The organism is Bifidobacterium sp. ESL0704 (assembly GCF_029392075.1).
In the GTDB taxonomy this organism is placed as follows: domain Bacteria; phylum Actinomycetota; class Actinomycetes; order Actinomycetales; family Bifidobacteriaceae; genus Bifidobacterium.
Genome location: NZ_CP113929.1, coordinates 1,244,153 through 1,256,415, shown reverse-complemented (window position 1 = coordinate 1,256,415; position 12,263 = coordinate 1,244,153). Strand labels below are relative to the sequence as shown.

Below are 12,263 nucleotides of genomic sequence, written 5' to 3'. Positions count from 1 at the left end.
ATGCCTGAATTCTACCTGATACCACTCACTTGGAAGCGGCACGGACCTGACGGCCCGAAGCGAACTTGTCGATGGCACCGGTCTTGGCGATGGCGATATAGAGATACCACATCAGCACGCCGGCCACCAACGCCCCGGAGATCACCGTGGCGACCAGGTACCAGATGCCGTATGCACCCGTCATGTTGAAGCCTTGCAGATGGGTGAAGAACGTATAAGCCCAGCAGCCGATGGCCGATACCATGCCGGACAACGTGAGCGTGAGCAGGTTCCAGACCTTGTAGGCCACGCAGAGGAACACCACCTCGGCGCAAAGCCCCTGCACCAGCGCGATCAGGAAGGTTTCGGTTCCGCCCCAAGAATTGCCGAGCAGGGCCTCGAGCACGCCCGCCACGACTTCCGCATAGGTCGCGGCCCCCGGCTTGCGTACGATGACGGCCGCAAGAGGACCCGCAAAGAGCCAAAGCCCGTTCATCAGGCCGCCAAGGCCAGGGACAAGCGCGTCCAGCGGAGAACCGATGGGACCATACAGCAGAGCCGCGGCCCAGTAGACGAAAGTGCTGACCACGCCGATGACCGAAGCCACGGCGATATCGACGACACGCCATTTGAGATTCGGTTTGGAGATAATGGTCGTCTGATTTGATGATGTCATGATTTGTGCCTTTCTGTGGTGCACACCGTTTATCGGCGCGCATACCAAGGCACGGGAAAGAGAGACGTCCGTGCGCCGGCATTGTCCGGACTCACGTTCATTCGGTCGAGGAAATCCTCATCTCAGCCGGCCTCTAATGGCCAGCCCCCGTGTCAATTCGCCATCCTAGAGCAATCCCCTGTCAACTGTCAACGGGTGGTCGTGTGGGGATTGGGGCATACAATGCTTCGGAACGCTTACTGGCTGAGCCGTTAAGCGTGAAGCCCAGTGGGCTTCACGTAGGCGAAGTGAGCGCGATGTATCGAGCGCGAAGGCAAAATCTCCGATTTTGCATAGGCCGTGTCTTACGCCCGAACATCGCATATCCCCGCCCCACACTCTGTACAAGGAATCTGACTGACAGGGGTTGCGGGAGGTGGCTCACCAGCGAATAGCTGCCGCCTGAGTGAGGAGCCTTATGACATCGACCGCGCAATTGCGCCCGTATACATCGAGGAACCTTGCGCATGCGGCAGCTATTCGCTTGGAGTAGCACCGACCCTGATTCTGGACAAACTCGGCAAATCAGTCAGATATTTCATGCATTAGTGGCGGCGGCAGATATGCCATGCTGAGGAGTAAAGCTTGGCCAGTGCAAAATCGAAGATTTTGCCTTCGCGCTCGATACATCGCGCTCACTTCGCCTACAGGAAGTCCACAGGACTTCCCGCTTAACGGCTCAGCCCGGAGCGTGTCGAGCATTGTATGCCCCAACCCCCACACGACTGACGTCAGTGCAATCAGCTTATTTGCCTAGTTTGTCCAGAATCAGGGCCTCGGTGAGGACGTTGTTTTTAAGGCTCGTCAGGTCGATGGATTCGTTGGGGCTGTGGGCGTTGCCTTTGGGGTCTTCGGGGCCGGTGACCAGGACCTGGGCGTCGGGGAAGATGCGCTGCAGTTCGGGGATGAACGGAATCGAGCCGCCTTCGCCCTTGTTGATCGGCTCGACGCCGAACGCCTCGCGCATCGATTCCAGCGCATCCTGGGTGGCCTCGGCGTCGGGATCCATGCTCCAGCCCATACCGGTATCAAGCGTGGAAACCGTAACCTCGGCACCGAACGGGGCATGTCCGGTCAGGAAGTCGGTGACGGCCTTGGCTGCATCCTCGGGACGCTGGTTCGGTGCGGTGCGGATGGAAAGGCGGAAACGGGTCTCGTTGGCGATGACGTTGAACGAGCCCTCGACCGGGTGCGCATCGAATCCGATGACCGAGATGCTGGGCTTGGTCCACAGTCTCGAGGCCAACGAACCGGAGCCGGCGAGGCGATAGGAGGAGACCACCGAGGAATCGGCTCGGAAGCCGGCCTCGTCGAGGTCGCGCTGGAGTCCTCCAACGGGGTCGCCGCCAGTGAGTCCGGGAATGTTCAGCGATCCGTCCTCGGCATACATCGAGGCAATGAGCATGGCCGACAAGGTATTCGTATCAAGGACCGGGCCGCCGAACTGTCCGGAATGCACCGGATGCTCCAGGGCACGCACGGTGACATCCAGATCGGTGTTGCCTCGAAGGCTCGTGGTGAGACTCGGGATTTCGGCGCTCCAATTGCCGGAGTCGGCCACGATGATGACATCCGAATCGAACGCGTCGCGGTGGGACTCGATGAAGGGGATGAAACTCGCCGAGCCCATCTCCTCCTCCCCTTCGATGAAGACCTTGACATTGACCTTCAGATCGTCGCCCAATGCGTGCAACGCACCGGAATGGATGGCGATGCCGCCGCCGTCGTCGGTCGCGCCACGTCCATAAAGACGTCCGTCGATTTCGGTCGCCTTGAACGGGTCGGTATCCCAGGCCGAGGCGTCCGGGACCGGCTGGACGTCGTGATGCGCGTAGAGCAGCACTGTAGGCGCTTCGGGATCGACGATCTTGGAACCGACCACCTCGAACGCTCCCGGAGTGCCGTCAGGGTTCTTTGACTGCACCACTTCGGCGTCCACCCCACGTTCCCTGAGCTCGTCGGCCACGAATTGCGCCGAACGACGCATGTGCTCGCCGGTGATGCCCTGCGCCGAAACGGATTTCAGCGCGACCTTCCTGCTCAGCAGATCGACGACACGCTCGAAATCGTCATCAACCCGAGAGCGCAGTTCTTCCTTGTCCAGTACAGCCATGTGATGCTCCTTGTCAGATTTGTCCGTTATCTCGATCATCACACAGCCCCGGGAAAACGCGAGAAAACCGTTGAATATTCCTCTGTTCCCTGCTCTTTGCCTCGATTCGCGAGTCGAGACTTGCCCGTAATCTCAAGAGAATGACATGGAATCCCTTCAGCAAGGACAAAGACAAGGAAACGGCGCAAAAATCCGTCGATTCCACATTACAGGAATCTGAAGCGCAGGAAAGCAAGGGGCATCCCACGCCCAAGCGCAAAGTCGCCGAACAACGCAACCTCCATCCGCTTGTTCCCAAGAACCGCAAAGCCGACCGCAAGGCTGCTAAAGAGCGTATCCGGAAAAAAGAAGACGAACAGTACGATGCGATGCGCACCGGCGATGTGGCGCATATGCCGCGTCTCGAACGTGACCCGGCGCATATCTACGTGCGCGATTACGTCGATGCCCGTTTCAATCTCGCGGAATACTTCATCCCTGCGTTTTTCGTCATCATGATTCTCACCATGGTGGTCGGCTTCATCTCACAGGCGCTTTACGGCATCATGATGGTGTTGATGTATGTGTATCTGATCGCTTCGGTCATCGACGTCGTTATTATGTGGCACAAGCTCAAAAAGAAGCTCATCGAGAAATTCGGCGAGAAATCGGTGGCCAAGGGCACGCGCATGGCTTCCTATGCGTGGGGACGTGCGCTTCAGCTGCGTCGTTGGCGTATTCCCAAACCGACGTCGAAGAAACGCGGCAACTGGCCGAAGTAAAACCTTCGATTCGCCGGCTTTGATACAAGATACCTTTGCACCCATTCATAAGATATGGAGGCAAAGGTATTTTCTTACCTATAGGGCATAGACATTGGGGGCAAAATGCAGAATACACATGTTGACGTTGCCATCATCGGCGGCGGTCCTGGCGGGTATGCCACGGCATTGCGAGCCGGCGAGCTCGGACTTTCCGTCGCCCTGATCAATCGGGAAGACCGGCTCGGCGGCACCTGCCTCAACCGCGGATGCATCCCTTCCAAAGCCCTCATCACTGCAACACGGGCGATACACAACGTCAGGGACGCCAAGCGCATGGGCATCGACGCGAGCATTCAAAACATCGATGTTGCGAAACTGGCAGACTTCAAAAACCATGCGGTGAAGGCGATGACCGATGGCCTGGCCTCGTTGCTTGCCGCAAGAAAAGTGACGGTCATCAACGGCGTCGCCTCGATCGTCGGGAAGCATCACGTCGAAGCAACGGCAGCCCAGACAGATACCGAAAACCGCGATTGCGCCGGTCCGGAGCACATCGCAGAAACCGACCGTTCACCCATCCCCCATTCCGATACCGCGCAAGGGACTCCCGTTGAAATCACCGCCGACAACATCGTGGTGGCTACCGGTTCACGTCCCCGACCGTTGCCGGATCATCCCTTCGAGGGAGTGGTCATCGATTCCACCCAGGCGCTCGATCTGCCAACGTTGCCGAAATCCGCGGTCATTGTCGGCGCCGGTGCCGTGGCTGTGGAATTCGCATCGATGTGGAACGCGGCAGGCGTCGACGTGACCCTGCTCATTCGTCACGAACGCGTGCTCTCCCACATGCACCGCCGCACGTCGATGGCACTGACTCGTGCACTGGCCAAAAACGGGGTGCATATCATCACTCACAGCCATCTGACCGATATCGATGACTCTGCGAACTCGGCAGGTGCAACGGTGCGCTACTCCAGCGACAAGGACAAAGACGCAACCGAGCATCAGATCCAGGCCGACGTTGTATTGGCGGCCATCGGACGCGATCCCAATACCGACGCTGATTGGTTTACGAGCTCCGGCATCGAACTGGATGAACATGGTCTGGTGAAAACCGACGATTTCGGACGTACCGGCCAACCCGGCCTCTGGGCGCTGGGAGACATTACACCAGGACCGGCCCTCGCCTACCACGCCTTCGAACAAGGCATCGTCATCGCCGAATCCATCGCAGGCCGCGACCCCAAACCGGTCGACGACACCACGGTTCCCGAAGTCGTGTTCTCGACCCCGGAATTCGCCAGCGTGGGATTGACGATCGAACAGGCCAAAGCGGCCACCGACATCCTCGAGCCCCAAGAGACCGCCTACCCGATGATGGGCAATGCCAGGATGCTGATGAGCGGCGAGGCGGGTTCGATGTCCATCGTCTCAGGGGCTTATGGTGACAAACCCGATACGCCGGTCGTTCTCGGAGTCCACATGCTCGCCCCGGATGCGGGAGACCTGATAGCCGAAGCCGAACAGCTTGTCGGCAATCGCGTGGCACTCAGCGATGCCGCGCGCCTCATCCACCCGCATCCCACCTTCAGCGAGGCATTCGGAGAGGCTCTGCTCAAAGCGGACGGACGGCCGTTGCACACCAGATAAATCCTGCAAGTTCGCAACGGATTTCCGCACAGGCGACGCAACCGCATGTGTTGCGTCGCAACCACTCCCTAAAATCAGGGTTTAGTTTGTCCGTGCCCGATAACGCAAGTGAGGAAGTCGATGGCCAAAAAGAAAAAGGCGAAAAAAGACAAGAAACAGGGCCTGAAAGTCATCAATCAGATTCGCCAGATCTATAAATACACGCACGCGGAAGACAAGGCGCTCCCCTGGCTGCTTGCCGTTGCGTTCCTGCTGCCGTTGGTTGTCGGCGTCATCGTCGGCCTGTTGATGCGCTGGAGCTGGCTCACCTGGATTTTCATGGTCATCCTGCTGGTGATGGTAGGCGTGCTGCTGTTCACCATGACGCTGACCAATCGTGCAGACAAAGTCGGCTATGCCAAGCTTGAAGGCCAGCCTGGTGCTGCGGTCAGCGTGCTCGGCAATATCAACAAGGCCGGTTACAACTTCCCCCAGACCCCGGTCTGGATCGATCCGAAGACCAAAGAGGCGATTTGGCGAGGGACCGGATACAACGGTATCTATCTGTTGGCCGAAGGAAGCGAAAGCCGCACGAAACGACCGCTGGAGCGTCAGAAGCAGTCCATCAAAGGCGTGACCGCCGGAAGCAACATTCCGGTCTTCGTCATTTCCGTCGGCACCGGAGAAGGACAGGTACGTCTCAAGGATCTGCGCAAGACCGTGCTCAAATGCAAAAGCTACGAGCCTGTCGAGCACAAGTTCGCCTTGATGAACAAGATCCATCCACGCCGTCGCTTCGTGCTGACCAAGGATGAGCTCGATACGCTCAACAGCCGTCTGCGCACCCTCCAGGAGAAGCGCGGTCTCGGCATTCCCAAGGGCATCGATCCCACACGTCCGCAGCACATCAGCCGCCGAGCCATGCGCGGCCGGTGATCCCATCCTCTCGTGACCAAATCGCGAGAGGATTTTTTTATCCCGCATTTCCTTGAAATTCAAACGAATCTGAATTGAAAATCGCCGTCCGAAACATATTCGTAACTCAAGACGCGACGTGACGAAACTCATTACCCTACACTTATACATTGTTAGTACAACGAAAGGAACGGTCCATTGACTGCACTCGAAACGAAGGAAGACCTCGAAGCCCTCATCAACACGGAAGGTGTGGAATACATCTCAGTGCGCTTTACCGACCTGTTGGGCGGCCAACAGCATTTCACCGTACCTGCCAGCGAATTTCTGAAAGACGCGTTCACGGACGGCGAGCCGTTCGACGGATCGTCCATCCGCGGTTTCCAGGCCATTGAAAACTCGGACATGAAACTGGTTCCGGATGTCTCCACCGCCTTCATCGACCCCTTCCGCAAGCACAAGACGCTTGTCGTGGCGCATTCCGTGGTCGACCCGATCACCATGGAACCCTATTCGCGCGATCCGCGTCAGGTGGCTGCCAAGGCCGAGGCCTACATCAAGTCGACCGGCGTGGCCGACACCGCCTGCTTCGCTCCCGAAGCCGAATTCTTCCTGTTCGATTCCGTCCGTTACGAGAACACGATGCAGCGTTCCTTCTACGAAGTCGATTCCGTGGAGGCGCCGTGGAACACCGGCGCTGAGCTCGAGGCCGACGGCTCGGCGAACATCGGCTTCAAGAACCGCGTCAAGGGCGGCTACTTCCCGCCCGCCCCGCAGGACCACAACCAGGACCTGCGCGATGACATGGTCGCCAACCTGCAGAAGGTCGGTCTCATCCTCGAGCGCAGCCACCACGAAGTCGGCGGTGCCGGCCAGCAGGAGATCAACTACCGCTTCAACACCCTGCAGCACGCGGGCGATGACCTGCAGAAGTACAAGTATGTCGTGCACGAAACCGCGTTCGAAGCCGGCAAGGCCGTGACCTTCATGCCCAAGCCCATCGCCGGCGACAACGGCACCGGCATGCACTGCCACCAGTCGCTGTGGAAGAACGGCAAGCCGCTCTTCTACGACGAGAACGGTTACGGCGGCCTTTCCGACATCGCACGCTGGTACATCGGAGGCCTCATCAAGCACGCCTCCTCGGTGCTGGCTTTCACCAACCCGTCGCTCAACTCGTACAAGCGTCTGGTGCCCGGTTACGAGGCCCCGACGAACCTCGTCTATTCGGCACGCAACCGTTCGGCCGCCATTCGTATTCCGTTCGCCGGCACCGCACCCGCGGCCAAGCGCATCGAGTTCCGCGTTCCCGATCCTTCCTGCAACCCGTTCCTCGCCTTCTCGGCCCAGCTGATGGCCGGCATGGACGGTGTCCTGAACCACATCGAGCCTCCGGCTCCGGTCGACAAGGACATCTATGAGCTGCCGCCAGAGGAGCTGGACAACATGAAGCACGTCCCCGCCTCCCTTGGCGAGGCCATGGACGCCCTCGAGGAAGACAACGACTTCCTGACCGCCGGCGATGTCTTCACCACCGACCTTCTCGAGACCTGGATCAAGCTCAAGCGTGATGAGATCGACCAGCAGCGTCTGGCCCCGACCCCTCTCGAATACGAGCTCTACTTCAACTGCTGAGCCTGTTTATCCGCTCATCATTAACGTGTCTGCCACTTCAACAAGGTGGCAGACACGTTGCTGTTCTTTCCAAGAAATCACCGAAAATGAATGAACAGAGGGCATTCCCTTCCATCAAGATGTGAATCTTCTTATTTTGTTCACCACCGAGCGTCGCAGAATGGAAATTCGTAAAAGGCTTATTGAGCTAGACATGGCTTCCAGCCCGGCGGAAAAGTGTGAGCCCCAAATGAACATTTAATCAGAGCATATCCATCAGAATCATTGAAATTCGAGCGTTCTCAGACTTTGTGCACATTATCGAAATGTTCATTTGACTTACACTTTTTTGAATTTAGAAAAGTGTAAGTCATCACCGCATTAAGCTCTCCGCCAGCGTCTTAAAGGCGTCGGCAACGGGAGTATTGGCGAGAGATCCATCAGGATTGAGAACAGCTGGACGACCTGAATCATCGATTTCTCGGATTTCCGGTTGCAGGGGAAGTTTGGTCAGCAGCGGTACATCGTAGCCAAGCGCCTCGGTCAGCTGGTCGGATACGCGCTGGCCTCCTCCTTCGCCGAAGATGCGTAGACGTTCGCCTTTGTGATCGAAATAGCTCATGTTCTCCACCACGCCGCGCACTTTCATCGGCACCTGAAGAGCGACCAGGCCCGAACGCACCGCCACATCGGAGGCACTGGGTTGCGGGGTGGTGACAACGACCAGCTCGGCGTTCGGCAATGCCTGCGCCACGGAAATTGCCATGTCTCCGGTGCCTGGGGCGAGGTCAAGCAGCAACACGTCAGGACTTCCCCACCACACATCGGCGAGGAATTGCTCGAGAGAACGTTGTAGCCGGGGCCCGCGCCAAAGAATCGCACGGTCGGCTCCGGCGAACATGCCGATGGAGATCATCTTGACGCCCCACGCGACCACTGGCATCAACATGCCGTTGAGATCGGTCGGGCGTGAATGCACGCCGAACAGTGAGGGCAAGGAGAATCCGTAAATGTCGGCGTCGATGGCTGCAGTATCGTAGCCAAGCGCTGAGAACGTGGCCGCAAGGTTCGCCGTGACCGAAGACTTGCCGACCCCTCCTTTTCCCGAAGCAATGGCAAAGATACGAGTTTTCGTGCCAGGCTTGTTGAAGGGGTTCTGCCGGCGCTCGGCCTTGAGCTCGCCCACCAGTTTTTCGAGCTTGTCACGGCTCATCGCACCAATTTCAATATTCGGCGTCAGCTTCGCATCAGGATACGTAAGCACCGCCTGCGTGATACGTTCGCTGATGGTTTTGGAAAGGGGGCAACCGGGAACGGTAAGCTCGACGTGCACGGTGAGTTCATAATGGTTGGCGTCATCGCTGGCTTTGCGGGCCTCGAGCGCGGGAATCATTCCCAAATCAGTGACGGAACGGCCCAGCTCCGGATCGATGACTTGACTCAGACGCTCGTAGACCCGTTGTTCGATCTGCCGTTCAATGGTGCCGTCGTTATCCGTCATTGCGCCTTCCTTTTCACTCGCCTTTCACTGTATCGTGTCCGCAGAAGGCTCGCCAGTACTTTCGACGTATCTTGGCAAGATATTTGAAAACATTTCCTCCAGAAGACAGCGCTCCTCAGAACATTATGCATTCACATATCAACAGTGAAACAGCACTGCTGTCAGCACAATGCCATCAGATTCAGGCTTACGCCGCACTGCCGCGCAAGCAGATGCCTACGTCAATCACGCAGCCTTTCGTAAGACTCAGCTCCTGCTCCCGAAATCCCCGGTTTCGAGCAAGGTCTTGAACTGAGCTTCGTCAAGCATCGGTACGCCCAACTCTTCGGCCTTAGAGGCCTTGGAACCCGCATTCGCGCCGACAACGACATAGTCAGTCTTCTTGCTCACTGAGCCGGCCGCTTTGCCGCCGCGCTCGACGATGGCTTCCTTGGCCGATTCGCGGCTGAAGCCCTCCAACGAACCGGTGACTACGACGGTCTTGCCGGCAAGCGTCTGCGCCAGCGTATTCTCTTCAACGCTTTGACCGACACCGGCCGCTTTCCATGCCGTGAGAATCTTGCCGCGCCAATCGCCCGGTTTGCTGGCGTTGGAGAACCAGGAAACCACCGATTCTGCGATTTCCTGACCAATACCGTTGATGGCGACCAAGTCTTCGACACTCGCGCCGGCAATGGCGTCCAGCGAACCGAAACGGTTGGCGATGAGACGTGCCGTCGGCGGCCCGAGGCGACGGATGGAAAGCGCCACCAGCACCCGCCAAAGGTCGGCTTGTTTGGCTTTGTCGATCTCTTCAAGCATCTTCTTGGTATTTTCACCAGGACGTATGTAGACCGGTACAACACTGATGCCGTCGCGCGTCTTACGGCGATGAGTACTCACCACCACAGCGTCGACAGGAACATTGTAGCCCGGGTAGCTTGCCTGATCCGGCTGTGATGGCGTTTGCTCGGGAGCGACTTCGCCGCCTTCAACCGCCGGTTGATTTCCGCCATCCGCTGGGCTACCGGAGGTTTTCACCTTTTTCGCCTCTATCGGAGCCGTCCAGAATGCAGGGACGCGATGCCACAGGCCCGAACCGCCGCGGTTCTTGCGCCGTTTGTGCTTGCGCCCTTGTTCGTCGATCTGCTCGCTGACCTCGATGATGGCCGATTCGCGCCAGACCTCGACGTCCTTCAGGTCGTTGGCGTCGAGGCTGAACACGTCGGCTTCGCTGGTCAGCACCGGTTTCTGCCTGTCAGGCAATTGCAACCCGGCAACGGGCTCATAAGGCTCGGGCTCCTCACCGGGGCTGACTTCGATATCGCGCAGATCAGGCGCGTAGGTCGCAACGGAATCGGGACGGTTCTCCTCCGGATTCGTCAGGGCGATGGCGCTCTGCTCCCCCAGGTGTTCGATGTCCAGCGCCTTGCGGCTGGCCAGGTTCATGACCCGTTGGGTGAACTGTGCCGGGCAGGATTCGACATTGGGGCAACGGATGTCCTTGTCGCCCTCTTTGGCGGGCGCCAGCTTCGCGCCGCAGGACGGACAGTATTGCGGCATGACGAACTCGTGCAGCTCGTTTTCGTGGCCTTTGCGACGTTCCAGCACAGGCCCGACGATTTCGGGAATGACGTCACCGGCCTTGCGCACGACGACGGTGTCGCCGATCATCACGTTCTTGTGCTTGACCTCCGTTGGGTTGTGCAACGTCGCTGCGGCAACTGTGGACCCGGCCACGTAGACCGGCTGCAGCACGGCCACCGGCGTGACCCGTCCGGTCCGTCCCACCTGCACGACGATGTCGAGCAGTTTCGTGTTGACTTCCTCGGGCGGGTATTTGTAGGCGATGGCCCAGCGCGGGGCGCGCGAGGTGGCGCCGAGCCTGCGCTGCAACGCTAGATCGTCGACTTTCACCACGATGCCGTCGAGCGCATGTTCGATGTCGCCGCGATGCTCGCCGTAATAGTCGATCATGTCGAGAATCTGGTCGAAACTCGTGACCTCACGGTTGTGCGGCGAAACAGGAATCCCCCATTTCCGGTAAAGGTCATAGGCCTCCGACTGATCGTCGACCGCATCATGGCCTTCATTGGCACTGCCGGGCGCCCATTGCAAAAGCCCCAGACCATGCGCATAGAAGCTCAGGTGACGGCTTGCGGTGATCCGCGGGTCTTTCTGACGCAAAGAGCCTGCGGCTGCGTTACGCGGGTTCGCAAACGGCGCCTTGCCTTCGTTGTCGTTGACCTTGTTGAGTTCATGGAAATCGTCCCAGCGCATGAACACCTCGCCGCGGATCTCGACGAATTGAGGAATATCCTCATGAGCGCCTTTGAGGTTCTGGGGAATCGAGGCGATGGTGCGCACGTTGGTGGTGATGTCTTCGCCCGTCGTGCCGTCGCCACGTGTCAGCCCTTGTTCCAGAACGCCGTCGTGATAGAGCAGGTCAAGAGCCAGCCCGTCGATCTTGACCTCGCAGGTCATCGGCAGCGGCTTGCCTTCCGGCCATTCAAGCGCTTTGAGCACGCCGTCATACCATTGCCTGAGTTCTGCGATGGAAAACACATCGTCCAGGCTGAGCATCTTCGAGGGAAGGGTGACGTCGGGGAATTCGTTTGAGAACGTGCCGCCAACGCGGTGGGTCGGCGATTGAGGGTTGTCCAAGGCAGGGAAATCGGCCTCAAGCGCCTGCAGGCAACGCAGGAAAATGTCGTAGGCGGCATCGGAGGAAACGGGATCGGAATCGATGTAATAGGCGATCTGGTCGCTTTCCACCCAGGCGGCCACCCGCGCCCAGAGCCGTGCCGCTGCCTCGCTGGTGAGTTTGGAGACGTCGAGTCTCTCAAGTCTGGTGGCGTCGGCATCGCTATGCTGCAGTGCCGCTATCCACGGCAGAGAGCCAGGGGCATATTGCGCTACGCCTTTGTTCTCGCCGACTGGAGCATTGTCACTTCCGAAATCCCAGGCGAGCTGGTCACCCTGCGACGTCGCCTTTGCCTTGCCTTGTCCTGTTCGGGATTTCGTCGACCTGACCATGTCACCTATCCAATCCGCAGGCGGCACTGTGAGACATTA

The 12,263-nt window shown here is 58.6% G+C and carries 8 protein-coding genes and 1 riboswitch; of the genes, 4 read left to right on the top strand and 4 right to left on the bottom strand.

Translation table 11 applies throughout. From position 1 onward, the window contains the following. Positions 1–25 precede the first annotated feature (25 nt). Together OZX64_RS04300 and OZX64_RS04295 are read right to left on the bottom strand one after the other, a co-directional pair. Positions 26–655 (bottom strand): ECF transporter S component, encoded by a 630-nt coding sequence (locus OZX64_RS04300; RefSeq protein WP_277171651.1) that lies wholly within the window; start codon positions 653–655, stop codon positions 26–28. Positions 656–704: 49 nt separating this feature from the next. After that, positions 705–816: riboswitch (TPP riboswitch) on the bottom strand. A 623-nt stretch (positions 817–1,439) separates the two neighbouring features. After that, complete coding sequence (locus OZX64_RS04295; protein ID WP_277171649.1) at positions 1,440–2,807, bottom strand: dipeptidase; 1,368 nt, start codon at positions 2,805–2,807, stop codon at positions 1,440–1,442. Positions 2,808–2,947: 140 nt separating this feature from the next. Between OZX64_RS04295 and OZX64_RS04290 the strand changes: the two genes are divergently transcribed. The 4 genes from OZX64_RS04290 (at position 2,948) to glnA (ending at position 7,729) form a co-directional block, all read left to right on the top strand. Next, positions 2,948–3,568, top strand: coding sequence for a DUF3043 domain-containing protein (locus OZX64_RS04290; protein ID WP_277171647.1), 621 nt, complete (start codon positions 2,948–2,950; stop codon positions 3,566–3,568). Positions 3,569–3,673: 105 nt separating this feature from the next. Continuing rightward, positions 3,674–5,200: an FAD-dependent oxidoreductase gene (locus OZX64_RS04285; protein WP_277171645.1), complete on the top strand. Its 1,527-nt coding sequence runs from the start codon at positions 3,674–3,676 to the stop codon at positions 5,198–5,200. 120 nt (positions 5,201–5,320) lie between these two features. After that, complete coding sequence (locus tag OZX64_RS04280; RefSeq protein WP_277171643.1) at positions 5,321–6,115, top strand: DUF4191 domain-containing protein; 795 nt, start codon at positions 5,321–5,323, stop codon at positions 6,113–6,115. A 177-nt stretch (positions 6,116–6,292) separates the two neighbouring features. Continuing rightward, positions 6,293–7,729: a type I glutamate--ammonia ligase gene (gene glnA, locus OZX64_RS04275; RefSeq protein WP_277171641.1), complete on the top strand. Its 1,437-nt coding sequence runs from the start codon at positions 6,293–6,295 to the stop codon at positions 7,727–7,729. Positions 7,730–8,081: 352 nt separating this feature from the next. Here the strand turns inward: glnA and OZX64_RS04270 are convergent, their stop codons facing one another. Both OZX64_RS04270 and ligA read right to left on the bottom strand, forming a co-directional pair. Next, positions 8,082–9,209, bottom strand: coding sequence for a P-loop NTPase (locus OZX64_RS04270; RefSeq protein WP_277171639.1), 1,128 nt, complete (start codon positions 9,207–9,209; stop codon positions 8,082–8,084). Positions 9,210–9,455: 246 nt separating this feature from the next. Beyond that, positions 9,456–12,224 (bottom strand): NAD-dependent DNA ligase LigA, encoded by a 2,769-nt coding sequence (ligA, locus tag OZX64_RS04265; RefSeq protein WP_277171637.1) that lies wholly within the window; start codon positions 12,222–12,224, stop codon positions 9,456–9,458. Between the last annotated feature and the right edge of the window lie 39 nt (positions 12,225–12,263).